The sequence below is a fragment of the Cellulomonas sp. URHE0023 genome (genome assembly GCF_000688475.1).
Classification (GTDB): Bacteria; Actinomycetota; Actinomycetes; order Actinomycetales; family Cellulomonadaceae; genus Cellulomonas.
The window spans coordinates 797,197-819,684 of record NZ_JIAN01000005.1 but is presented as its reverse complement, the minus strand read 5'-3'; the positions used below and the strand labels follow the sequence as shown (position 1 = coordinate 819,684).

Here is a 22,488-nt window from a genome sequence, read left to right as displayed (position 1 = left end):
CGTTTGCCTGCTGGACCTGGGCCCTGGATGCCGAGGATGTCGATGACACCCAGGTAGTGAGCCTTTCTCATGGAGCCGGCGGCAATGCCGGGACCGGTGCTGCTCGAGCTCGCCGGAACCATCGTGTCCCGGTTCGGCGAGCTTGCCGAGCTCGCTGACGACTACCTGCGACAGCGGCTGCGTGAACCACGGTTCGGTCTGCAGTCCTCCGAGCTCTCGGCGCTGGATGCGTCCGGGGTGCTGTTCGCCCAGCCCGTGGCTGTGATCTGGGCCGACGGGAGCTGGATGCTGCGATTCGCTGAGTCGAGCCTCGAGATGGCAGACCCATTCGGAATCGGGTTCGCTTCGAGGGGATGACCCCCAGCGCGGTCGAGAACCTGTCCGGCGCCGAGCTGAGCTGAGGAAGGTCTCGGTCGCGACGCTCGACCTGCGGTTCGACACGGGGGTGAGACGACGCCCATTCCATGTGAGCTCCTGTAGGAACTCATCAGAGTTGTCCATCGCGCAGCGCGGTGACCTGCGATCGGACAAGTAGGTGAGACCGCGCTCGTCTCACGAAGTTGTCCAAATCCTCGCAACGGGCCCGGTGAGCAGCGTTCACCCGGCGCTGGCGCCCCAGCGGCGAACTCCGGGACTACGTGCCTCGCGCTGCCAGGTGGGGCTCGGCTCGGCTCGCGGGGGCCGTCCAGGGAGCCGGCGGTTCCCCAGAACCGAGATGCCCAGCGCGCTCTGCGGGGGATCCCGCTCCCGAACCGCTCTCGCAGGTCTGGGAACTTCGCCAGATGCTCTCCATGTACGCCGCCGCCAACGCGATGTTCAAGGACATGGTGTGCGACCTGGCCGTAGAGCTGGCACCGGAACACGGCTGGGGCAGCCTCGTCGCACCGTCCTCAGACCGGATCGAAACCCAGATGCGCCGGCGGGTCGAGCGACAGCGGGATCAGCGGGGCGAACCGGGAGACGCCCGTCGAGCACCCGCGCAGCGCTACTGACCTAGGCCCATGTAGGAACTCATCCGACCCGTCCCGCGGGCGGTTCGCGCAAGGTTCGGCAGGCCCGAGGCCGACCCGCGTCAGTCCCGTCCAAAGGTCAGGAAGAACGCCCAGTCACCCGCGCCCGGCTTCGGCGCGTACTGCTGAGAAGTGTCGCTGTTCTCGGAGACGTGTTCCATCACCACACCTCGGGCGGTCGTCGCGATCCGGCGCGTACCCCGGTGGGGCTCCGAATAGATGATGGAGTCCGTGATGACACCGGGGTCGTCTTCGTCCTCGCTGAAGTAGCTCGTGCGGTCGTGGAAGACGCGGTCGGCGAGGAAGCGGTAGCGCCTGGCGAGGGCGACCGTCGGGCCGTCCCACCCGGTCGACGGGTCCCCGAGCTCGAACACCTCCACCCAGCGGTGCTCGGGCGCCGCAACGAGGTACGCCATGATGCGTTCCGCGCTGGACGCCGACACGACGACACATCGGCCGGCCTCCTGAACTGCTGCCTCAACCTGGGGCGGAAGATCACGGCGGGCCTCGAGGCTGAGGGTGTCGAACGTCGGGGCAGTCTCAGTCACGCCCTCATCATGGCGTCGCGCACCTCGCATCACCGGCTGATCCGCCGGCACCTTCACATCCGGCCTGCCGGAAGGCGTCTCCCGGATCACGCTGGCAATGACCCACCAAGCTGCCGACGACGCCCTGATCCGGTGACGGGAGGAACAGACCACAACTCCCGCGCCGCCCGGCTGCTGCGGTGTGGGCTGTGGACGCTGTAGGAACTCATCAGACTTGTCCGGCGGGCGACGCCGTGGCCTGCAGCTGGAACGACTTGTCTCAACTGGTCTACAGGCCAAGATTCCGACGGCCGTGTGGTCGGGCAGGCCGAGGTCTTCGAGGTGAGCGACCCGATACGAGACGGTGGGAAAGCGGTGCCCAGGGTCGCCGAAGGCGTCGACGTCCGCTGAGCCCCCGACCCCCGGGGACCGCACCGACGAACGATGCGGTCCCCGAGGCGCGTGCTCAGCGGTGCTCGGGCGCCCGAAGGGCCACGAGCTGGATGATCGCAACGACGACGAGCGCGCCACCGACCAGCACACTGCCGACCTCGAGAGCCGTGATCTGCCCGACGGTCCCCTGCTCGTCGGCGCTCACGCCGGTCTGGTAGCCCTCGACGGCAGCGAGGATCACGAGCAGGAGGCCGCCGAGCCCGACCAGCACTGCGGTGGCTCGCAACAGGCGAGTTCGGGAAGGTGCGGGCACGGTTGTCTCCTCCACGGCTACGGGTTGCACTTCGCTGCGATGGTCCGCGCGAGGCCCACGGTCGGGCGCCAGGTATCCACGTTCCAGGTGGACTTGATCCGAGCAACGTAGGTCATGGGGTGGCAGATGAGCTGCTCCTGCAGGTTCTGCCGGTTCGGCACACCCTTGCTGACGGCCTCCGTCCAGGTCGCCCAGAGAGCCGCCTCGGGCGCGACGCGGCCGTAGGCCGTGGGGGCGACCTGGTACGACACGCCTAACGTGGTGTTCACGCGCGTCACCTTCGAGATCAGGTCGACGAACAACCACGAGTCCGCTACGACGGGGAATGCCGTCGTGGCATCGAAGTCGACGACCTGCACGACCGAGGTGCCCTCGACCCGGTACGACGTCGGTAGGTCATTCCCGTTCGCGTCCTTCGCCCACGGGGCGACGATCCCGGCAAGGAACGCACCGTCCGGGCCGCTCACCTCGACGCTTCCGTCCGGTTGCGCGGTCAGGGACGAGCCGACGGGGACGTCGAGCTCGTAGGTGTACTCGTGGCTCGCGGTGGCGTCCGGGATCACCGTCTGGATCCGCACGGACCCGTCCTCGAGGATCTGGGCGGCGGCTTCCGTGCCACCGTCGGCGTCGGAGTAGACGACGGTTCCGTCATCGGCGACCAGACCGGCCGAGACCTCGAGCTCGTCGGGTAGTGCGATACCGATCGGCGAGCTGCCGACAGAGTCGTCGTCGAGCGTGATCAGGGCCTCGGGTTCCACCGGCACCGAGATGTCGACGTGGGCGGACGTGGCCTCGAGCGCTGTGCCTTCGGCATGCGGGACGACGACGTCGGCCACGACGGGCGCGACGGCGGCGACGGCTTCGGCGACTGAGTCGGTCGCATCGGTCGCGTCCGCCTGCGCGCCGGACGCCAGCGCGGTCGTGAGGAGAAGGGAGAAGGGAGAAGGGAGAAGGGAGAAGGGAGAAGGGAGAAGGGAGAAGGGAGAAGGGAGAAGGGAGAAGGGAGAAGGGAATTGCAGCGGGGACCGCAGATCGACGTATGGATGTCCTCTTTCAGGGGAAATGGCGGCACACCTTGCCTTGGGCGCGCCGTACGGCCGGGGCGCTGTCCGTGCTTCGAGATGCAAGTGGGCGTGGCTGCAGCCCTCGCTGGCCGGCCCGTCCGGTCTGGTCACGTGCCACCACCACCACACCTGCTGCCGTACCGCTGCTGGAACGGCTCCGGTGTAGGAACTCGTCGGAGTTGTCCGAGTTCCGAGGTCCCCACCTGCGGCCGGACAACCAGGCGAGAGCGGTGTTGTCTCACCTAGTTGTCCAGATCCTCGGGTCCGCGCTGTTTCGACAAGCGAGTTCGGCGACTCTCCCGCGCGGACGCGAGAGAACTCGCCACCCCGGCGTGGTGTTCGCCAAGCGGACCCGGGGAACACCATGAAGTCGACCTGGGCGTCCGCGGCCGGTGCGGCGGCGAGCCAGCGTTCGCCGAGTGCCCGTCGTTCCGGGTCTGCGTCGTACGAGAGGGCGATCGTGCGCTCTGCTGTGCCGCCAGTGGCGACACCGATGATCACGCCGGTCGAGAACGCTTGGTCCAGGTCCTCAAGCGCAGGCACGACTTCAGAGCTGAACGCGTCCGGGCGCGCATCGTCGGTAGCCAGCGCACGACCAGCATGTGCTCACCAGGTCCAGAACCTCATGACCGCCCCATCCTCGAGCTCAACTCGGTGCTCCTGCACTGATCACCCGCCATTTGCAACCTTCTCGAGCCTGTCAAAGATTTCTGTTGCGGACTCCTTGATCTCGGACCGGAATTGGCTTGGGATTTTCTTTTGGCATCGCTCATACCAATCGAAGAATACTTCCCTCACTCCGGCGATTTCTAGGTTTCGGAGCCGCCGCTCCGCCATATCTGGATACTTCGTTGAAATATGCAGAAACATGTCAAGATGAACCAACAATGGTTGAGCACCCTGATCGGCGGTGGTCATCCATTCGCTAATTTCTTTAATCTGTGTTAGCGCGAGATTGAAGTAGCGGGCCGGCTCAAGATCTGCAGATTCGTTTCCGTCAGGCTTGGAGCTGTAAATTCTCATTCTTTAACCTCATTGAGGACAGGGGTAGGCGACTTTGCGAGGTGCATCCAGTTTCTTGATGCTATCAGGCGTCAATTGACCAGCCGTCGCATCCAGCCGGCCTGAAGGCTTCCGGCGGTGGCGCGCTTCACGGTCGCGACCCCCTTAGATGTCACTTCAGTGGCGGGGCGCGGATGCTGTCTGCGGGCAAGTGCGGAGCGGCGGCGAGTGGTCGAGCCGTCGCCCCCGCCCGCCCCACGCTCGGGTCCCATCTTGCTCATGACAAGCCACCCGCTCAAAGGAACTTCGAGTACCAGACCTCGGCATACGCGTCGTCGTTGAAAGCCTCCACACGAGTGAAACCGAGACTTTCATAGAGTGCGTGCGCTTCGACGAGATCACGCCGTGTATCCAAACGGACCGTGTGTGCGCCGCGAGCCCGGCAGACATCTTCGGCCTCCCGAACCAGGCGCTTTCCCCACCCCTGACCGCGATACTCCGGCAGGGTGAAGACTTTGGTCAGCTCAGCGATGGCGCCGCCGAACCGGGCGCCTGCGCACGCGATTGGCTCGCCGTCGTGCATCGCGACAAGGAGCACGCCGGTCGCCCCAGTCAGGTCGTCGTACGGCTCATCGCGGAGAGCCTGATCCACCTCGGCCGGAGTTGCGGGCCGACCGTAGTGCCGGGATGCGAGCTCGAACATGTAGGACCGGATGATCACATGCGCGCTGGGCGCCCGGGGGGTCAGGGCCTCGATGGTGAACACGATCTCCAACCCTAGGTCTGCAGGAGAACTCTGCGTCGCTTCGGATCGGCTGTTCGAGCTCGAGGCCTCCGCGGGCGTCGGCCGGGCCAAGGTCCTGATCCTGGTGACCGACGGTGACAGCTCCTACTCGGACTACCTGACCCAGGTCGCACGCGACCAGGGCGTTGTCCGGACCCTCGCCAGTTGCGGCTGTGGGCGCGATGCGAGTAGGTCCCGATTGGCGTCGACCGTTGGCGACCGGACGGCCGACACCCGGCCGGGCGCCCTCCCTACATCGGCCCACCGGCAGTGTCGTCGACGGTGGCGAGTAGCGCGGTGTCGAAGGCGCGGTTCCGGCTCACGTTGCGGCCGAGGAGACGATCGACGTCGGCCCCGGCGCGCGTCATGCCGGCCTCGAGCGCCTCGAGCGCCTCGAGCGCCTCGAGCGCCCCGAGCGCCCCGAGCGCCCCGAGCGTCGCTGCGGCGGGCGGCAGCCGCCGCAGCAGGGACTGGCCGCAGCAGGAACTCATCACGGCGGGAGGGCGGCGCCTCCGAGCGGACCCACACCACACCATCCGGTGTGAGCCCCGGGTGTCGCTGCTGGGAATGGATCTGCGCCGCGCAGAGTTGAGCCATGCAGACTCAAGTTTGACTATCTGAGTTTGCGCAAGCCTCCAAGCAGGCGCAGACTTGAGCGAGCCGGACTCAAGAGCGAGCACCCAGCACACCCCAGCAGCACACGAAAGAAGGCACTCACATGGCACGAGCAGTCGGCATCGACCTGGGCACCACGAACTCCGTGGTGGCAGTCCTCGAGGGCGGCGAGCCCACGGTCATCGCCAACGCCGAGGGGTCGCGCACGACGCCGTCGGTGGTCGCGTTCTCCAAGACCGGTGAGGTTCTGGTCGGCGAGATCGCCAAGCGCCAGGCCGTCACCAACGTCGACCGCACGATCACGTCCGTCAAGCGCCACATGGGCACGGACTGGTCCGCGAGCATCGACGACAAGAAGTACACCGCGCAGGAGATCAGCGCGCGGGTGCTCTCCAAGCTCAAGCGTGACGCGGAGGCCTACCTGGGCGAGCCCGTCACCGAGGCCGTCATCACCGTCCCGGCGTACTTCAACGACGCCGAGCGCCAGGCCACCAAGGACGCAGGCGCCATCGCGGGCCTCAACGTCCTGCGCATCATCAACGAGCCCACCGCGGCCGCCCTGGCCTACGGCCTGGAGCGTGGCAAGGAGGACGAGCTCATCCTCGTCTTCGACCTCGGTGGTGGCACGTTCGACGTGTCGCTGCTCGAGGTGGGCAAGGACGACGACGGCTTCTCGACGATCGAGGTCCGCGCGACGTCCGGTGACAACCGCCTCGGTGGCGACGACTGGGACCAGCGCATCGTCGACTTCCTGGTCGCCGAGGTGAAGAACTCCACGGGCGTCGACCTGGCCAAGGACAAGATCGCCGTGCAGCGTCTGCGTGAGGCTGCCGAGCAGGCCAAGAAGGAGCTGTCGTCGGCGACGACGACGAACATCTCGCTGCAGTACCTGTCGATGAGCGAGAACGGCCCGGTCCACCTGGACACCAAGCTCGGCCGCGCCCAGTTCGAGCAGATGACGCAGGACCTGCTCGACCGGACCAAGAAGCCGTTCAACGACGTCATCCGTGAGGCGGGCATCAAGCTCTCCGAGATCGACCACGTGGTGCTCGTCGGCGGCTCGACCCGCATGCCCGCCGTCACGACGGTGGTCACCGAGCTCACGGGCGGCAAGGAGCCCAACAAGGGCGTCAACCCGGACGAGGTCGTCGCCGTCGGTGCCGCGCTGCAGGCCGGCGTCATGAAGGGCGACCGCAAGGACGTCCTGCTCATCGACGTCACCCCGCTGAGCCTCGGCATCGAGACCAAGGGCGGCGTGATGACCAAGCTCATCGAGCGCAACACGGCCATCCCGACCAAGCGCAGCGAGATCTTCTCGACGGCCGAGGACAACCAGCCGTCCGTGCTGATCCAGGTGTTCCAGGGCGAGCGCGAGTTCGCGCGGGACAACAAGCCGCTGGGCACGTTCGAGCTGACCGGCATCGCGCCGGCTCCGCGTGGCGTCCCGCAGATCGAGGTCACCTTCGACATCGACGCGAACGGCATCGTGCACGTGTCCGCCAAGGACCGCGGCACCAACAAGGAGCAGTCGATGACGATCACCGGCGGCTCGGCCCTCCCCAAGGAGGACATCGAGCGCATGGTGCGCGAGGCCGAGGAGCACGCCGCCGAGGACAAGGCGCGTCGCGAGGAGGCCGAGGTGCGCAACGGTGCCGAGGGTCTCGTCTACTCGACCGAGAAGCTGCTCGTGGACAACGCGGACAAGCTGTCCGACGACGTCAAGACCGAGGTCCAGGCCGCCGTCGGCGAGCTGAAGACCGCGCTGGCGGGCACGGACCTCGACGAGGTCAAGGCCAAGCACTCGGCCCTGCTCACCACGAGCCAGAAGATCGGCGAGGCGCTGTACTCGGCGAACAACACGGCCGACGGCACCCCGTCGTCCGACGAGGCCCCGACCTCGTCCGCGAGCGACGAGGACGTCGTCGACGCCGAGATCGTCGACGAAGAGGACGAGGCGGCTGCGAAGTGACGTCGTCCACCGAGGGCAACGGCGAGGACCTGACTCCTGAGGAGCAGGTCCTGGCCGAGGCCGAGTCCATCGCGGAGAACGCGGAGGAGGAGGTCGTCCTGGAGGGGCTGGTCGAGGCCGAGCGGATCGCCGCGGAGCGTCTTGACGAGCTCCAGCGGTCCAAGGCGGCCTACTACAACCTCGAGCAGCAGTACTCGTCGTTCGTGAAGCGGTCCAAGGCCGACGCCCTGGCGGCACAGGAGCGGGGTGCGCACACGATCGTCGAGGCCCTCATCCCGGTTCTCGACGACATCGAGCTGGCCCGCCAGCACGGTGACCTGACGGGTCCGTTCGCGTCGATCGCGGAGAAGCTCGAGTCGACCCTGGGTCGGTTCGGGGTGACCCGCTACGGCGCGGCCGGTGAAGCGTTCGACCCGGCGGTGCACGAGGCGCTCATGCACTCGCACTCCACCGAGGTGAGCGAGCCCACCGTGCAGATGGTGCTCCAGCCCGGCTACCGCACGGCCGACCGGGTGCTCCGCGCGGCCCGCGTCGCCGTGGTGGACCCCGAGGCGTAAAACCCGCCTGTAGCGTCCGAGCAGACCGTGTGTCTGCTCGGGCGCTACGGATCATCTGGAAGGAGGCGTCGTGACTGGTCAGGACTGGCTCGAGAAGGACTTCTACGCGGTTCTCGGCGTCCCCAAGGACGCTGACGCTGCCGCGCTGAAGAAGGCGTACCGCAAGCTCGCCCGTGAGATGCACCCGGACCACAACCCCGGGGACGCCAAGGCGGAGGCCCGGTTCAAGGACGTCGGCGAGGCGTACGCGGTCCTGTCGGACCCTGAGCAGCGTGGGCAGTACGACCAGCTGCGTGCCATGGCCGGCGGTGCCCGTTTCACCTCGGGCGGTCGCGGTGCCAACGGCGGCTTCGAGGACGTGTTCGGCGGGATGTTCGGGGGCGGCGGTGCCCCAGGTGGTGGCCGCGTCCGGTACTCGCAGGGTGGCGGCGGCGGGTTCGAGGACCTGCTGGGCGGGCTGTTCGGCAACGGTGGCGGTGCCGGTTTTCAGCGTGCACAGGCCGGTGCCGACCTGTCCGCGTCGGTCACCATGCCGTTCCGGCAGGCCGTCGAGGGGTCGCAGGTCTCGTTGAACGTCGAAGGGCGCACGGTCAACGCGCGCATCCCGGCAGGCGTCCGCGACGGTCAGAAGATCCGGCTGCGCGGCAAGGGACGGCCGGGCGATCTGGGACCCGGTGACCTCGTGGTCACGGTCAACGTCACGCCGCACCCCGTCTTCTCGCTCGACGGCGACAACCTGCGCCTGACCGTGCCGGTGGCGTTCGACGAGGCTGCGCTTGGCGCGACGATCGAGGTTCCGACGCTCGACGGTGGCAAGGTCCGCGTGAAGGTGCCCGAGGGCACGCCCTCCGGGCGCGTGCTGCGCGTCAAGGGCAAGGGTGTCGTCACGTCGAAGAGCACCGGCGACCTGCTGGTCACGGTGCAGGTCGTGGTACCTCAGCGGCTCTCCCATGCCGCACGCGAGGCGGTCCAGGCGTTCGGCATCGCGACCTCGGGTGAGGACGTGCGCGCCGGCTTGCTGGACGCGGCGAGGAAGTAGCCGTGGCCGCGGACGACGCCAAGGTCTACGTGATCTCGGTCGCCGCCGAGCTGGCCGGGATGCACCCGCAGACGCTGCGTCAGTACGACCGCCTCGGTCTGGTGACCCCGAGCCGCGCGAGCGGACGGGGGCGGCGGTACTCGCTGCGGGACATCGCGACGCTGCGCGAGGTCCAGCGCCTGTCGCAGGACGAGGGCGTGAACCTCGCGGGGATCAAGCGCATCCTCGAGCTCGAGCTGGAGATCGACGGGCTACGGCGACAGGTCGAGTACCTGCGGGCGTTCGTCGACCCCGGTCGACGCGTCTTCACCGCCGACCCGACCGGCGACGTCGCCGTCAACCGGGCCCGCAGCCGGCGCCCGGCGGGTCCGTCGGAGCGTGCCGCAGTCGTCCTGTGGCGTCCCTCCGGGCGTGCGTAACCGCTGGTCACGCCTCCTAGAATCCCCGTGTGACGATCGATCTGGACCGAGTCCGCAACGACACCCCCGGCGTCGAGCACGTCGCCCACCTGAACAACGCGGGCGGAGCCCTGCGACCGCAGGTCGTGACGGACACGGTGGTCGCCCACCTGCGCCGGGAGGCCGAGATCGGGCCGTACGAGGCCGAGGCCGAGGCCACCGAACGCGTCGAGGCGGTGTACGACTCGGTCGCGAGGCTGCTCCACGCCGACCGCGACGAGATCGCGCTCGTGCAGAGCGCGACGGTGGCCTGGGACGTCGCGTTCTCGTCGGTGCCGTTGAAGGCCGGCCAGCGCATCCTCACCGCGCGCACCGAGTACGTCAGCAACGCGATCGCGCTCCTGCAGGCGTGCGAGCGCAGCGGTACGAGGCTCCAGGTGATCGAGGACGACGAGCACGGGCAGATCGACCTCGACGCGTTCGAGGACGCGCTCGACGACGACGTCGCCCTGGTGGCCCTGACGCACGTGCCGACGGGGAGCGGGGTGGTCAACCCTGCGGCTGAGGTGGGTGCGCTGACCCGGCAGACGGACGCGGTCTACCTGCTCGACGCGTGCCAGTCCGTGGGCCAGCTGGACCTCGACGTGACGGCCATCGGCTGTGACCTGCTCGCGGCGACGGGCCGCAAGTTCCTGCGGGGCCCGCGTGGCACCGGGTTCCTGTACGCGTCGCGTGCGGTCACCGAGCGGCTCGTGCCGCCGGTCCTCGGTCTGGGTGCGGCCGTCTGGACGTCTCCCACCACGTACGCCCCCGTGCCGAGCGCGCTGCGGTTCGAGACGTGGGAGCGGTCGATCGCGGACGTCCTGGGCCTGGGGGCGGCCGCCGACTATGCGTTGTCGGTGGGCATGTCGGCCATCGAGGAGCGGGTCACCACCCTCGCCGCCAGGCTGCGTTCGGACCTCGCGGCGATCCCCGGCGTGACGGTCCGCGACAAGGGCCTGCGCCGCTCGGGCATCGTCACGTTCACGGTTGACGGCCGCGCCGCCGACGAGGTGCGCGCGGCCGGTGCCCGCGCAGGTGTGAACGTGAGCGTCACTCGCGTGTCGTCTGCCCAGCTCGACTTCGGCGCCCGCGGTCTGACCGAGGTGGTCCGTGCGTCGCCGCACTACTACACGAGCGACGACGAGCTGGACCGGTTGCTCGACGTCCTGCGCTGATGGTGACGCCATCCAGCCGCGGGACGGTGCTCAGTACCTGCTGAGCACCGCGGTCAGGTCGAGGTGGCCGTCCCGGCCGACGCCCGCGAGGGTGCGTTCCTCGACGGCGGCGACGTGCTGGACGATCAGCACCTCGGCGCCGTCGGCGTCGCGGGCCGCCATGAGGTCGACCAACCGCTGGTGCTCGTCGACCGAGCCCCGCTGGTCGTGGTCGCGGCCGTGCACCGCGAGGATCAGCGCACAGCGCCAGATGACCTCGCTGAGGTAGCGCTCGAGGAGCGCGTTGCCGCTGAGCTTGGCGAGCAGGATGTGGAACTCGGCCCCGAGCCGCCCGGAGACCTGCGGGTTGGGCGACGTTGTGGCCGTGAGCTCACGGGCGACGTGCGCGCCCAGCACGTCGCCCATCGAGGGCTGCCAGCCCTGCGCGATCCGGCGGACGGCCTCCCGTTCGAGGCAGCGCCGCACCTCGAACGTCTCCTTCGCGTCGGTCAGGGACGGGTTGGCCACCAGGGCGGACTTCGCCTTGCCCGTCTCGACGAGGCCTGCCGCCGTGAGGCGTGCGAGCGTGCCCCGGATCAAGGTGCGGCTGACTCCGTACTGCTGCGCGAGCAGATCCTCAGGTAGCCGGGTGCCCGGAGGCAGCGCGGCCTCGACGATCGCGGACCGCAGGCTCAGGAAGGCGGCGTTGGCGCGGTCAGCGGGTCGGTCCATGTCGTCACGGTATACGTCCTCAGCCGACGAAACGCGATGGCAACGAACAATTGACGGATACGAAACCGCGACTCTTTGTATACGAACTAGCGTCACTTCCGTATACGAGAGGAAACCATGCGGCACATCACCCTCCGCCTGACGGACCAGCAGCTCGAGCTCGTCACCGCCTCGCTCGGCGCCGACGAGGCGCCCGACGCACCGGCGCTCGTCCGGCTCGCTCTGCGCGAGACCGCCGACGGCGTCATCCGCCGGGCACACCCACGCACGACCGGCCAGCCGTGGCAGTGGTGGGACGGCATCGACGCGGCCGACGAGACGACGATTCTGCAGCAGACCGTCCTGGAGGCCGGGACCGGCAAGGCATTCGAGGTGCGGGCCGGTCAGGTGCTGCGCGTGGAGCAGGTCACCGGCGACCAGTGCGTCGACCTCAACGTGTTCAACCTGCACGACTACCGGGAGTTCATGCATGTGGGCCGGACGCGGACGCTGCACGGCACCAACCCGAGCGCGGGTTCGTTCCTGTGGTCCGCTCCGCCGCGCGAGCGGGCACTGATGTACCTGCAGACCGACACGGCCGGCATCAACGACACACTGTTCCCGCGGTGCAGCGCGAACATGTACGAGTCGATCCACGGCTTCGCAGAGCACACGAACTGCGCGGACATCCAGGCCGAGGCGCAGCGCGAGTACGGGCTCACCCCGGATGACGTGCACGACTCGTTCAACCTGTTCATGGCGACGCGCGTGGTCGACGGTATGCCTGAGATCCTGCGCCAGTCCACGGCACCCGGTGACCACGTGGAGCTGCTCGCCCTGGTGGACGTGCTCGCAGTCCCCAACGTCTGCGGCAACGACATCATGGGCACCAGCAACTTCTCACTGAACCCCGTCCGGGTCTCGGTCCAGACGGCCACCCGGCAGGAGATCGCGGCCGTCCCGCCCCTGCGGTCCTATGCGACGCAGCGCACGCCCGCCGACTTCCGCCAGTCGGAGATCCGCACCGAACGGCGCCTCGCAAAGGACCCGGACTACCAGCCCGCCTTCGCGCGGACCCCGGTGCGCCTCGTCGACCTGCCGGTCGAGCTGGACGAGACCGACGTGCTTCGTCTCAAAGCACTCCACGACCGCGAGCGCTACGCCGACGAGGGTGACGCGCTGCGAGACGTCCTGCTCAGCTGGTGGGTGGCATCGCATGGCTGAGATCGACTTCGACGACCTCGGGTCCTACCAGCGGTACAAGCTGATGGCGTCGCTGATCGTGCCGCGCCCAATCGCCCTGGTGACCACCATGAGCGAGGACGGCATCGTCAACGCCGCGCCGTTCAGCATGTTCGGGATGGTCGGCGAGGACCCGCCGCTGCTCATGATCAGCATCAACCGGCTCGAGGACGGCGCCCAGAAGGACACGGCAGCGAACCTCGACGCCACGGGCGAGTTCGTCGTGCACATCCCCGACCAGCCGATGGCCGCACGCATGCACGAGTGCGGACGGTCCTACCCGTCCGACGTCGACGAGCTCGCGACCGTCGGGCTGACGGCGACTCCCTCCCATCGGGTGCGACCCCCGCGGATCGCCGAGGCGCCCGTCGCATTCGAGTGCACGGTCCACGAACGGATCCTCACGACGAGCCGGCAGCTCTACCTGGGCCGGATCCGCCACCTGCACGCCGCCGACGGGCTCGTCGACACCGACCTGTGGCGTGTGGCGCTCGCCGACTTCCACCCGGTCGGCCGGTTTGGCGCCAGCTTCTACGTCACCACCGAGAACCGCTTCTCCCTTGCGTCGGACGCCACCGGGACCCCCGTCCAGGCGACCGACATCGACCAGCTCTGACAACCCCCACAATGAGGAGCATCACCATGACAACCTCCCGCCAGCGCGTTGGTGCGGCCGTGTTCGCCGGCCTCGTGACGCTCTCCCTCGCAGCCTGCGGTGGCTCCACAGCCGCCGAGTCCGAGTCCTCCGCGAGCAGCGGTACGCCGATCGGCTCGGTCGACCTCAGCGGTGTGTGTCCCGCCAAGGTCGTCATCCAGACGGACTGGAACCCGCAGGCCGAGCAGGGCGGCCTGTACCAGCTGCTCGGACCGGACCCGACGATCGACGCCAACGCGAAGGTCGTCCGCGGTCCGCTGTACGCCGAGGGCGCCTACACGGGCGTTGACGTGGAGATCCGCTCGGGTGGCCCGGCGATCGGGTTCCAGACGGTCCCGTCGCAGATGTACGCGGACAAGGACGTGCTGCTCGGCTGGGTGAACACCGACGAGTCCGTGCAGAACTCGGCCGCGCTGCCCACCACGGCGGTCTTCGCGACATTCGAGAAGGCGCCCTGGATGATCATGTGGGACCCGGCGACCTACCCCGACGTCCACAAGATCAGCGACCTGGCGGACACCGAGGCGTTCGTCCGCTACTTCGCGGGTGCGACCTGGATGGAGTACCTGACGGGGTCCGGCCAGCTGAGGCCGGACCAGATCGACGGGACCTATGACGGCACGCCCGCCAACTTCGTCGCCGCGCAGGGCAAGGACGCACAGCAGGGCTTCGCCACCGACGAGCCGTACGTCTACGCCAACCAGCTGCCCTCGTGGAACAAGCCGGTCGACTACCAGCTCATCGCCGACACCGGGTACCCGTTGTACGCGGTCGCGCTGTCCGTGCGCGAGGCCGACGTCACAGGGCAGGCGGACTGCCTGAAGAAGCTGGTCCCGCTCGTCCAGCAGTCCACCGTCGACTACTTCGCTGACCCGGCACCGGTCAACGCCCTCATCGTCAAGACCGTGACGGAGTTCAACAACGGCTGGGTCTACGACGCCGGCCAGGCCGACGACGGCACCAAGCAGCAGATCGACCTCGGCATCGTGGCGAACGCCCCGGACGGGATCCTCGGCAGCTTCGACGAGGGGCGGATCCAGAAGATCATGGACATCACGACCCCGATCCTGACCAAGGACGGCACCGCACCCGTCGAGGGCCTCAAGGCCACCGACCTCTACACCAACGACTTCCTCGACCCGACGATCGCCCTTCCGGCGGAGTAGCCCGAGCGAGGCGCCCGCACCCCGACCCGGGGTGCGGGCGTTTGCGCGTCACGACGCCGCGAACGAGCGGCGGTAGTCGGACGGGCTCACGCCGACGGCGCGCCGGAAGTGCACGCGCAGGTTCGCGGCGGTGCCCAGGCCGCACTCGGCGGCCACCCGGTCGGCGCCCCAGTCGCTGGTCTCCAGCAGCTCACGGGCGCGGTCCACGCGCGCCGCGACGAGCCAACGCAGGGGAGTGGTGCCGGTCTCGGCGACGAACTGGCGGGCGAACGTGCGCTCGGACAGGTGCGCGTGCCGGGCCAGCGACGCGACGGTCAACGGATCGGCGAGTCGTGCGAGCGCCCACGCGCGTGTCGATGCCAGGGACGTGTCGGCGGCAACGGGCATCGACCGCTCGATGAACTGCGCCTGGCCGCCGTCGCGGTGGGGCGCCGCGACCATGAGACGCGACAGCTCGTTGGCGACGGCCGCGCCGTGGTCCACCCGCACCAGGTGCAGGCACAGGTCGATCCCCGCGGCGACACCGGCCGCGGTAACGATGTCCCCCTCGTCGACGTACAGCACGTCCGGGTCGACCGTCACCGCCGGGTAGCGCGCGGCGAGCTCCTCGGTGAACACCCAGTGGGTCGTCGCGCGCCGGCCGTCCAGCAGCCCGGCGGCGGCGAGGGCGAACGCTCCGGCGCAGATGGAGACCACTCGGCCGCCCGAGGCGTGCGCCGCGCGCAGCGCGTCGAGGACGGGTGCGGGGAAGTCGCGTTCCGGGCGGAGGAACGCGGGGACGACCACCGTGTCGGCGGTCGCGACGAACGTGAGGTCGGCCGACGCGACCACGGGGTAGCCGCCGGAGGTGAGGACGGGACCGGCCTGCTCGCCGCAGAGCGTCAGCTCGTAGCCGAGCTCCGGCAGCCGACCGAGGATCTGGAACGGCATCCCGACCTCCATGGCCAGGACGCCGTCGAGAGCGAGCACCGCCACCTTCATGGCGGGAATCTATCGCATATTGGCATTCCTGCCGATGGCTCATGAACGTGCAGGTCAGCGAGCATAAACGCGTGACCCTGACAGCTACCGCAGCCGACCACCGCGCCCTCACCCGGCGACTCGTCCCCGCCCAGGCCCTCTACGTCCTCGGGATGTCGGTCGACCTGACCCTCACGGGCATCGTCGGAGCGCACCTCGCCCCCACCCGCGCGCTCGCGACGCTCCCGTTCAGCCTCATCCCGCTGGTCGCCGCGACAACGACGTTCGCGTTGTCCCGCTGGATCGGTCGGGCCGGCTACCGCCGGGTGTTCACGGCCGCGGCCGCGGTCGCGGTCCCGGCGGGACTCGTCTCGGCGCTCGCCGTCCAGCAGCACGCCTTCTGGCTGTTCTGTGTGGGCACCGCCCTCATCGGCGTGTACCAGGCCGGCGCGGGGTACTACCGGTACGCCGCAGCGGAGTCGAACCCGACCGAGCGGGCCCGTGCGGTCAGCACGGTGCTGGCCGGCGGACTGGTCGCAGCACTCGTCGGACCGTTCCTCGCCACCGCCGTCGGGGGGTTCACGAGCACCCCGTACGTCATGTCGTACGTCCTGGTCGCGCTGGCAGGAGGTGCTGCGGCGATCTGGAACGCGACCATGCCCGACTCGCTCGCGACGCTGGCCGCCCCGAAGACGACGACGACAGGAGGCGACGCGCGCCCGCGGAAGGTCCTCTGGTGTCAGCCAAGCCTGCTCCTCGGCGTCGGCGCGGTCGCGCTCGCGGCGGTCTCGATGACGTCCATGATGACCGCCGGACCGATCGCCGGGATGTCGATGGGCCACTCCGAGGGCGAGGCGGCGTTCAGCGTCCAGCTGCACATGGTCGGCATGTTCGCGCCGGGGTTCGTGGTCGCCCGATGGATCGGCCGGGTCGGCGAGCGCCGCATCGCCCTGATCGGCGCGCTGGTGCTGGCGGTGGCCGGGCTCTCCGCGGCCGTGAGCATGGACTCCTGGGCCTTCCTCGCCGCCATGTTCTTCGTCGGCGTCGGCTGGAACCTCGCCTCCAGCGGCGGGAGCGCCCTGGTCACCGCCTCCTACCGCCCCGCCGAGCGCGGACGCGTCCAACCGATCGCGGAGCTGACGGCGACGACCGTCCAGGTGATCGGCGCCGTGAGCGCCGGAGCGCTGGCCACCGGCGGCGGTTGGCAAGGTCTGGGCATCGCGGTCGCGGTCGCGTCTGTCGTCGCCGCGACGCTGCTCGCCGCACGTCGTGCGCCGCGTCAGAAGGCCGGTGCCGTGTCGGGCTGACACGCGCCGACACGGGCCGACACGGGACCTTCGGGATCGTGTCAGCGCCGTGTCGGCCCGCTGTCAGCGACGTCGGTGAGGCTTCGAGGCATGACAACAGACCTGGTGATCGAGGCCCACGGCCTCGTCAAGCACTTCGGCGAGACGAAGGCGCTTCAGGGCGTCGACCTCGCCGTCGCTCGCGGAACCGTCCTCGGCGTGCTCGGCCCCAACGGCGCCGGCAAGACGACGGCGGTCCGCATCCTGTCCACCCTGCTCACCCCCGACGCGGGCACCGCCCGTATCGGAGGCCACGACGTCGTCAAGGACGCCGTTAAGGTCCGCCAGTCGATCGGCCTCACGGGCCAGTACGCGTCCGTCGACGAGGACCTGACCGGCCGCCAGAACCTGCAGCTCTTCGGCATGCTGCTGGACCTGGGCAAGGCGAACGCCCGTGCCCGCGCCACCGAGCTGCTCGAGTGGTTCGACCTCACAGAGGCGGCCGACCGGCCCGCCAAGACGTACTCCGGTGGCATGCGCCGCCGCCTCGACCTGGCGGCGAGCCTCGTCGGACGGCCCGACGTGATCTTCCTCGACGAGCCGACCACCGGCCTGGACCCGTCCAAGCGCGAGGACATGTGGGACGTCGTGCGCACGCTCGTCAACGAGGGCTCGACCGTCCTGCTCACCACGCAGTACCTCGAGGAGGCCGACGCGCTGGCCGACGAGATCACGGTCATCGACCACGGTCGCGTCATCGCGCACGACACCCCCGACGGCCTCAAGCGCGTCGTCGGCGGCCAGACCCTCGAGGTCCGCCCTTCCGACCTGACCCGCCTCGAGGAGACCGCGACGATCTTGGCGCAGGTGTCCTCCGACGGCCGCGCCGAGGAGATCCGCAAGGGCGTCCTCGCGGTCCCCGTGGCAGACGACTCCGCGCTGACCGCCACGGTGTCCCGCCTGGCGAGCGTCGGTATCGGCGTCACCGAGCTCTCCCTGCACCTGCCCAGCCTCGACGAGGTGTTCTTCACACTCACCGGTCGGACCGCGTCCGCGGACGACACAAGCGTCACAGACAAGAAGGAGGTGGCGTGATGACCACGGCAACCACTCCCCGCAGCGCCATCGCGCCGAATGCCCCGTCGACGGCGACTGCCGTCAAGAAGCGGCCGTTGCCGCTGGTGAGGCACTCGATGTCGCTGGCCAAGCGCAGCCTCATCAAGACGATGCGCACCCCCGAGGCGCTCATCGACGTCACGCTCCAGCCGGCGATCTTCCTGGTGATCTTCGTCTACATCTTCGGAGGCGCGGTCGCTGGGGACACCACGACGTACCTGCAGTTCCTGCTGCCAGGCATCCTGGCGCAGACGATCGCCCAGGGCGCCATCGCCATCGGCGTCAACCTGAACACGGACCTGGACAAGGGCATCTTCGACCGCTTCAAGTCCCTGCCCATCCCGCGGGCGTCGCCGTTGGTCGGTGCCGTCATCGGTGACGTGGTCCGCTACGTCGTGGTCATCGTCTCGACGTTCGTGGTCGGGTACCTGATGGGCTTCCGGATCACCACCGACCCGTTGAGCGCCGTTGCGGGCTGCCTGCTGGCCATCCTGTTCGCACTGTCGCTCAGCTGGGTCTCTGTCTTCGTCGGGATGAAGGTCCGGACGTCCGGCGCCGTGCAGGGCATCATGTTCCTGATCATCATGCCGTTGAGCTTCGCGTCGAACGTGTTCGTGCCGACGGCGTCGCTGCCCAGCTGGATGCAGACGTTCGTCCAGTGGAACCCGCTGACGCACCTGGTCGCCGCGATGCGCGGCTTCTTCCTCGGGGCCCCGATGGGCAACAGCGTCTACTACACGCTGCTGTGGTGCCTCGGTCTGGTCGTGGTGTTCATGCCGCTGGCCCTGCGGGCGTACCGCAAGAAGGTCTGACCTTTCCGACGACGAAGGCGGCCACCCTCGGGTGGCCGCCTTCGTGCTGTCAGACCGCCTGGACGATCACCACGGCTGTGCCGTAGGCGACGATCTCCTGGTAGCCCTGGCTCACCTCGTTGGCGTCGAACCGCATGGCGAGCACCGCGTTGGCTCCACGGGCCATCGCCGCCTCGACCATCCGCTGCATCGCCTCGTCCCGGCTCTCCTGCAGCTGCTTCGTGAGGCCGCGCAGCTCACCGCCGACCACCGCCTTGAAGCTGGCGCCGATCTGCGTGCCGATGTTCCGTGCGCGCACGGTCAGGCCGGTCACCTCGCCGAGGATCGTCTGGACGCGGTACCCGGGTGCGTCGTTCATCGTCGAGACCAGGAAGCTCATGCTGTTCCCCTTGAGGCGAGCGGATGTTGGGCCGAGCGTAGTCAGACGATGCTGGGACCGAGCTCGCGGATACGTGCAGCCACTTCCGGACCGGGGCGGTCCCGCCACAGCGCCAGGGTCTCCTCGCGGGCGTCGTCGTCGCCGAGGGTGCTCGCCAGCGTGGAGCCGAGCCCGAGCTGGAACAGCATCGCGAGGTTCGCGCCCAGCCGGATGCCGAGCGACCACAGCTCGCGAGCGTCCGCGGTCCGGCCACGGTGGGCGGCGAGCTCGGCGACGCCCAGCGCGTACGAGCCGAGCACGGGCATGTCGACCATGGTCTGCGCGTCCTGCCCCGCCAGCTCCAGCAGCTCGAGCGCGCGCTGCTCGGAACCCCGGTCGTCGGCACGGCCCAGGCCGATCGAGCGCAGGTGCACCACGGCAGCCGCGACGCGGAACAGGATGCGTGCCTGCGGCGGACCGACCGCCCCGGCGCCGATGAGTGCTGTGGCGGCCTCCGCGTTCGCGATGGCGTCGTCGAAGTCCCCGGCCGCCCAGGCGACGTGTGCCAGCCCGAGGTGGGCCTGGGCGATGTCCATGTCCTCGACCTGCTCGGACGACGTGACCTCGCGCAGCCGCTCGACCGCGCTCTCGTCACCCGCGAGCGCACGCTGCACGTCGAGCAGGACCTTGATGCTGCGCACGTCGTGCTGGGCGCCGACGACCTCCAGGTGGTCGACGCTGCGCAGCAGCCACTCCTCGGCGTCGGGCTCTCCGCGTGCACCGGCCCACTGTCCGGCGCCCTGCGCGGCCATCCCCATGCCCCAGTGGTCACCAGCCGCCTCGAACGCCCGGTACGCCTCGCGCGCGTCGTCGCTGGACATGCTCGGGTCACCCGCGTTCTCACGGATCGCCGCCCGCATGAACAGGCCCAGCCCTCGCAGGTACAGGTCGTCGTTCGCGATCATCCGGTCGGCCGCCCCGAGCGCGAGCGACATGTCGTTGGTCGCCAGGCCGGGCAGCAGCGCTGCCAAGGCGCTCGCGCGTGGAGAGACCTGCTCAGGGCGGTCCGTCATGACCCGCTTGGTGGCCCGCCCGGCCAGCGCCGCGATCCGGAACGACTCCGAGACACCGCCGTTGACGGCCGCGAACAGGCACGTCATGGCGACCCGGTCGGCGTCCGGCAGCGGGCGTCCGGACGCGGCGCCGAGGTACAGGGCGGACCGCCTGCGCGCGGCAGGGTCGTACGACCTGAGGATCTGGTGCGCCCACTCGAGCACCTCCAGGTGCGCCCCGCGCACGCTCCACAGGTGGAACAGGGCGGCGGCGATCCGCACGGGGGCGACCTCGTCGTCGTGCTCGAGCGCCCAGCGCAAGGCCGCGAGGAACGACTCCTGCTGCTGAGCGCACCGCTCGAACGCGGCGACCTGGGTGGGCCCGACGAACTTGTCGGACAGCTTGCCGGCCTCGATGCCGGCCCAGCGGACGAGGCCGGTCATCGCGTCAGGGCGCTCGCCGGCGGCGTCCAGCCGCGCCTCGCCGTACTCGCGGACGGTCTCGAGCATCCGGTACAGCACGACGCCAGAGTCGTGGTCGTCGAGCGACAGCAGGGACTGCTCGACGAGCGTCGCCAGCCCGCGACGCACGATGTGCGGCTGGGTCCCGGCCACGGCGATCGCGGTCTCGGCCGTGAACGCGGCGGGGATGACCGACACGCGTTGCAGCAGATCCTGGTCGGCGGTCTCCAGGAGCTCGCGGCTCCAGTCGACCATCGCCCACAGGCTGGCGTGCCGCTCGGGCAGCCCGCGCAGGGCGTCGTCCAGCAGGGAGAACCTGTCCGTCAAGCCCTCGAGCACGTCCTCGACCGCCATGGACCGCAGCCGTGCCGCGGCGAGCTCGAGCGCCAGGGGCAGGTTGTCCAGGCGGTGGCACAGCTCGAGGGCCCGTTGGGGCTCCCAGCCGACACCCGCGCGTCCGGCGCGAGCCCGTGCTTCCAGCAGGGTCAGGGCGTCGGTGTCGGGGAGCATCCGCAGGCGGTGCACGGCCTCACCGACCAGACCCAACGGCGCCCGGCTCGTCGCCAGCACCACGACGTCGTCCGCGGCCACGGCCAGGAGGTCACCCACGACGCTCGCGGCCGCGTCCAGCACGTGCTCGCAGTTGTCGAGCACGAGCAGTCCGTCGATGTCCTGCATCGCGAGCCGCAGCCGGTCCTCGGGCGAGTGCAGCTGCCGGGGGATGGCGAGCTCCACGCGCGAGGCGGTCACGTCCGCGCCACCGATCGCGGCGAGCACGGTCGGCAGCACCTCGGCGGGTGCGCGCACACCGGCCAGCTCGATCACCCGCACGGAGCGGCCGGCGGCTGCCGCCCGGCGCGCGACCTCGGTGGCGAGCCGCGTCTTGCCGGCGCCGCCCGTCGCGACGATCGTGACCAGCGAGCTGCTCGTCAGCGCTGCCTCGAGCTCGGCGACCTCCTCGTCGCGACCCACGAGAGCGGTCGCCGGTCGTCGCCAGGCGGCCGGAAGGTGCACCCGCGGGGGCGTCGCGGCCGGTTCGCGTGACGTCGTCGCGGCCAGCTCACCGCGTAGCAGCGCCAGGTGCGCCTGGGCGAGGACGGGCGACGGGTCGGTGCCGTACCGGTCGGCCAGCTCGGTGCGCACGCGGTCGACCACCTCGAGCGCCTCGGCGTCGCGGCTCTGCGCGGCCAGCACACGCACCAGCAGCGCAACCAGGGGCTCGTCCGGCGGGGTGCCCAGTGCGCGCAGGCGCAGGTCGTCGACGACGTCGCTGGTGTCTCCGAGCGCGAGGCCCGACTCGGCGCGCACGGTCACCGCCTCGGCGACCAACCGCTCGGTGAGGGGGTCGGTCGGGTCGGGGACCGAGGGAAGGATCTGGCGGGCTCGGCCGGCCAGCTCGTACGCGGTCCGCGGGTCGCCGTCGCGCAGGGCCGTACGAGCCTCACCGAGCAGCCGCTCCACCCGTGCGGCGTCGATGTCCAGGTCGTCGGTGGGCAACCGGTAGCCGCCGGGTGCCCCAGCGACGGGCAGTCCCAGCCGGCGCGCACGCGAGACGAGCGCCTGAACCGCACCGCCGGCGTCGTCGGGCGGGAGGCCCTCCCAGACCTGCTCGACGAGGGCCGCCGACGACACGACGCGGCCGCGCGCGTCGAGCAGCGCACCGACCAGTGCGGCCAGCCGCTCCCCGCGGACGGGTTGGCCGTCGACGGCCAGCGCCCCGAGGGTGGTGATCTGCACGTGCACAGCATCCCCTAGGTCGGGGCGTCGGGTCGCGCCCCCACCTGCGGTGTCGACCGCGCAG

General features: G+C 69.7%; 23 protein-coding genes. 13 read left to right on the top strand and 10 right to left on the bottom strand.

What is annotated here, in order from left to right:
- The first annotated feature begins 84 nt into the window (after positions 1 to 84).
- Positions 85 to 357, top strand: coding sequence for a hypothetical protein (locus tag N553_RS25290; RefSeq protein WP_197029903.1), 273 nt, complete (start codon positions 85 to 87; stop codon positions 355 to 357).
- Positions 358 to 782: 425 nt separating this feature from the next.
- Complete coding sequence (locus N553_RS0104050) at positions 783 to 992, top strand: hypothetical protein (RefSeq protein WP_028045475.1); 210 nt, start codon at positions 783 to 785, stop codon at positions 990 to 992.
- 80 nt (positions 993 to 1,072) lie between these two features.
- On the opposite strand, the gene N553_RS0104045 is transcribed toward N553_RS0104050, so the two are convergent.
- The 6 genes from N553_RS0104045 to N553_RS0104025 form a co-directional block, all read right to left on the bottom strand.
- Complete coding sequence (locus N553_RS0104045) at positions 1,073 to 1,558, bottom strand: hypothetical protein (RefSeq protein ID WP_028045474.1); 486 nt, start codon at positions 1,556 to 1,558, stop codon at positions 1,073 to 1,075.
- A 445-nt stretch (positions 1,559 to 2,003) separates the two neighbouring features.
- The gene (locus tag N553_RS0104040) at positions 2,004 to 2,243 is read right to left on the bottom strand and encodes a hypothetical protein (protein ID WP_156043686.1); all 240 of its coding nucleotides are present in this window, start codon (positions 2,241 to 2,243) and stop codon (positions 2,004 to 2,006) included.
- Between the two features lie 17 nt (positions 2,244 to 2,260).
- Positions 2,261 to 3,079 carry a DUF2599 domain-containing protein gene (locus N553_RS24090; RefSeq protein ID WP_051639806.1) on the bottom strand — a complete coding sequence of 273 codons (819 nt, stop codon included), beginning with the start codon at positions 3,077 to 3,079 and terminating at the stop codon, positions 2,261 to 2,263.
- 897 nt (positions 3,080 to 3,976) lie between these two features.
- The gene (locus N553_RS24945) at positions 3,977 to 4,330 is read right to left on the bottom strand and encodes a hypothetical protein (protein ID WP_156043685.1); all 354 of its coding nucleotides are present in this window, start codon (positions 4,328 to 4,330) and stop codon (positions 3,977 to 3,979) included.
- Positions 4,331 to 4,604: 274 nt separating this feature from the next.
- Positions 4,605 to 5,075, bottom strand: a complete 471-nt coding sequence (locus N553_RS0104030; RefSeq protein WP_197029901.1) for a GNAT family N-acetyltransferase — start codon at positions 5,073 to 5,075, stop codon at positions 4,605 to 4,607.
- Between the two features lie 269 nt (positions 5,076 to 5,344).
- Complete coding sequence (locus tag N553_RS0104025) at positions 5,345 to 5,587, bottom strand: hypothetical protein (protein ID WP_156043684.1); 243 nt, start codon at positions 5,585 to 5,587, stop codon at positions 5,345 to 5,347.
- Positions 5,588 to 5,811: 224 nt separating this feature from the next.
- Between N553_RS0104025 and dnaK the strand changes: the two genes are divergently transcribed.
- The 5 genes from dnaK to N553_RS0104000 all read left to right on the top strand — a co-directional run bounded on the left by dnaK (position 5,812) and on the right by N553_RS0104000 (position 10,888).
- The gene (gene dnaK, locus N553_RS0104020; protein ID WP_028045470.1) at positions 5,812 to 7,677 is read left to right on the top strand and encodes a molecular chaperone DnaK; all 1,866 of its coding nucleotides are present in this window, start codon (positions 5,812 to 5,814) and stop codon (positions 7,675 to 7,677) included.
- Positions 7,674 to 8,234: a nucleotide exchange factor GrpE gene (gene grpE, locus N553_RS20960; RefSeq protein WP_081844344.1), complete on the top strand. Its 561-nt coding sequence runs from the start codon at positions 7,674 to 7,676 to the stop codon at positions 8,232 to 8,234. Before dnaK ends, grpE begins: the two co-directional genes overlap by 4 nt.
- A 70-nt stretch (positions 8,235 to 8,304) precedes the next feature.
- The gene (locus tag N553_RS0104010; protein ID WP_028045469.1) at positions 8,305 to 9,273 is read left to right on the top strand and encodes a DnaJ C-terminal domain-containing protein; all 969 of its coding nucleotides are present in this window, start codon (positions 8,305 to 8,307) and stop codon (positions 9,271 to 9,273) included.
- A gap of 2 nt (positions 9,274 to 9,275) precedes the next feature.
- Positions 9,276 to 9,692, top strand: a complete 417-nt coding sequence (locus N553_RS0104005) for a heat shock protein transcriptional repressor HspR (RefSeq protein WP_028045468.1) — start codon at positions 9,276 to 9,278, stop codon at positions 9,690 to 9,692.
- A gap of 29 nt (positions 9,693 to 9,721) precedes the next feature.
- On the top strand, positions 9,722 to 10,888 hold the full coding sequence (locus N553_RS0104000) for an aminotransferase class V-fold PLP-dependent enzyme (protein WP_028045467.1): 1,167 nt from the start codon (positions 9,722 to 9,724) through the stop codon (positions 10,886 to 10,888).
- Positions 10,889 to 10,918: 30 nt separating this feature from the next.
- Here the strand turns inward: N553_RS0104000 and N553_RS0103995 are convergent, their stop codons facing one another.
- Positions 10,919 to 11,599 carry a GntR family transcriptional regulator gene (locus tag N553_RS0103995; protein WP_028045466.1) on the bottom strand — a complete coding sequence of 227 codons (681 nt, stop codon included), beginning with the start codon at positions 11,597 to 11,599 and terminating at the stop codon, positions 10,919 to 10,921.
- 117 nt (positions 11,600 to 11,716) lie between these two features.
- On the opposite strand from N553_RS0103995, the gene N553_RS0103990 reads away from it, so the two are divergent.
- Genes N553_RS0103990 through N553_RS0103980 form a run of 3 tightly spaced genes read left to right on the top strand, consistent with a single transcriptional unit; the run spans position 11,717 to position 14,641 of the window.
- Complete coding sequence (locus N553_RS0103990) at positions 11,717 to 12,802, top strand: urea carboxylase-associated family protein (RefSeq protein WP_028045465.1); 1,086 nt, start codon at positions 11,717 to 11,719, stop codon at positions 12,800 to 12,802.
- On the top strand, positions 12,795 to 13,436 hold the full coding sequence (locus tag N553_RS0103985) for a flavin reductase family protein (protein WP_028045464.1): 642 nt from the start codon (positions 12,795 to 12,797) through the stop codon (positions 13,434 to 13,436). The genes N553_RS0103990 and N553_RS0103985 overlap by 8 nt, the downstream gene beginning before the upstream one ends.
- 26 nt (positions 13,437 to 13,462) lie before the next feature.
- Complete coding sequence (locus N553_RS0103980) at positions 13,463 to 14,641, top strand: hypothetical protein (RefSeq protein ID WP_051640002.1); 1,179 nt, start codon at positions 13,463 to 13,465, stop codon at positions 14,639 to 14,641.
- A 48-nt stretch (positions 14,642 to 14,689) separates the two neighbouring features.
- Here the strand turns inward: N553_RS0103980 and N553_RS0103975 are convergent, their stop codons facing one another.
- Positions 14,690 to 15,622, bottom strand: coding sequence for a DJ-1/PfpI family protein (locus tag N553_RS0103975; protein ID WP_028045462.1), 933 nt, complete (start codon positions 15,620 to 15,622; stop codon positions 14,690 to 14,692).
- A 71-nt stretch (positions 15,623 to 15,693) separates the two neighbouring features.
- Here N553_RS0103975 and N553_RS20955 point away from each other — a divergent pair, with 71 nt between their 5' ends.
- From N553_RS20955 to N553_RS0103960, 3 genes are all read left to right on the top strand, one after another.
- The gene (locus N553_RS20955; RefSeq protein ID WP_051639805.1) at positions 15,694 to 16,908 is read left to right on the top strand and encodes an MFS transporter; all 1,215 of its coding nucleotides are present in this window, start codon (positions 15,694 to 15,696) and stop codon (positions 16,906 to 16,908) included.
- Positions 16,909 to 16,998: 90 nt separating this feature from the next.
- On the top strand, positions 16,999 to 17,982 hold the full coding sequence (locus N553_RS0103965) for a daunorubicin resistance protein DrrA family ABC transporter ATP-binding protein (protein WP_028045461.1): 984 nt from the start codon (positions 16,999 to 17,001) through the stop codon (positions 17,980 to 17,982).
- Positions 17,982 to 18,815: an ABC transporter permease gene (locus N553_RS0103960; protein ID WP_028045460.1), complete on the top strand. Its 834-nt coding sequence runs from the start codon at positions 17,982 to 17,984 to the stop codon at positions 18,813 to 18,815. The genes N553_RS0103965 and N553_RS0103960 overlap by 1 nt, the downstream gene beginning before the upstream one ends.
- Before the next feature lie 49 nt (positions 18,816 to 18,864).
- On the opposite strand, the gene N553_RS0103955 is transcribed toward N553_RS0103960, so the two are convergent.
- On the bottom strand, positions 18,865 to 19,194 hold the full coding sequence (locus N553_RS0103955; RefSeq protein WP_028045459.1) for a YbjQ family protein: 330 nt from the start codon (positions 19,192 to 19,194) through the stop codon (positions 18,865 to 18,867).
- 41 nt (positions 19,195 to 19,235) lie between these two features.
- The gene (locus tag N553_RS0103950; RefSeq protein WP_028045458.1) at positions 19,236 to 22,424 is read right to left on the bottom strand and encodes a BTAD domain-containing putative transcriptional regulator; all 3,189 of its coding nucleotides are present in this window, start codon (positions 22,422 to 22,424) and stop codon (positions 19,236 to 19,238) included.
- Positions 22,425 to 22,488 lie beyond the last annotated feature (64 nt).

What these genes read in the sequence shown, in the direction of transcription:
- N553_RS0103990 (WP_028045465.1), top strand. Translation starts at nt 11,717, where the DNA reads ATGCGGCACATCACCCTCCGCCTGACGGACCAGCAGCTCGAGCTCGTC.
- N553_RS0103965 (WP_028045461.1), top strand. Translation starts at nt 16,999, where the DNA reads ATGACAACAGACCTGGTGATCGAGGCCCACGGCCTCGTCAAGCACTTC.
- N553_RS0103955 (WP_028045459.1), bottom strand. Translation starts at nt 19,194, where the DNA reads ATGAGCTTCCTGGTCTCGACGATGAACGACGCACCCGGGTACCGCGTC.
- N553_RS0103975 (WP_028045462.1), bottom strand. Translation starts at nt 15,622, where the DNA reads ATGAAGGTGGCGGTGCTCGCTCTCGACGGCGTCCTGGCCATGGAGGTC.
- N553_RS0103985 (WP_028045464.1), top strand. Translation starts at nt 12,795, where the DNA reads ATGGCTGAGATCGACTTCGACGACCTCGGGTCCTACCAGCGGTACAAG.
- N553_RS0104050 (WP_028045475.1), top strand. Translation starts at nt 783, where the DNA reads ATGCTCTCCATGTACGCCGCCGCCAACGCGATGTTCAAGGACATGGTG.
- N553_RS0103980 (WP_051640002.1), top strand. Translation starts at nt 13,463, where the DNA reads ATGACAACCTCCCGCCAGCGCGTTGGTGCGGCCGTGTTCGCCGGCCTC.
- N553_RS0103960 (WP_028045460.1), top strand. Translation starts at nt 17,982, where the DNA reads ATGACCACGGCAACCACTCCCCGCAGCGCCATCGCGCCGAATGCCCCG.
- N553_RS25290 (WP_197029903.1), top strand. Translation starts at nt 85, where the DNA reads ATGCCGGGACCGGTGCTGCTCGAGCTCGCCGGAACCATCGTGTCCCGG.
- dnaK (WP_028045470.1), top strand. Translation starts at nt 5,812, where the DNA reads ATGGCACGAGCAGTCGGCATCGACCTGGGCACCACGAACTCCGTGGTG.
- N553_RS24945 (WP_156043685.1), bottom strand. Translation starts at nt 4,330, where the DNA reads ATGAGAATTTACAGCTCCAAGCCTGACGGAAACGAATCTGCAGATCTT.
- N553_RS0103995 (WP_028045466.1), bottom strand. Translation starts at nt 11,599, where the DNA reads ATGGACCGACCCGCTGACCGCGCCAACGCCGCCTTCCTGAGCCTGCGG.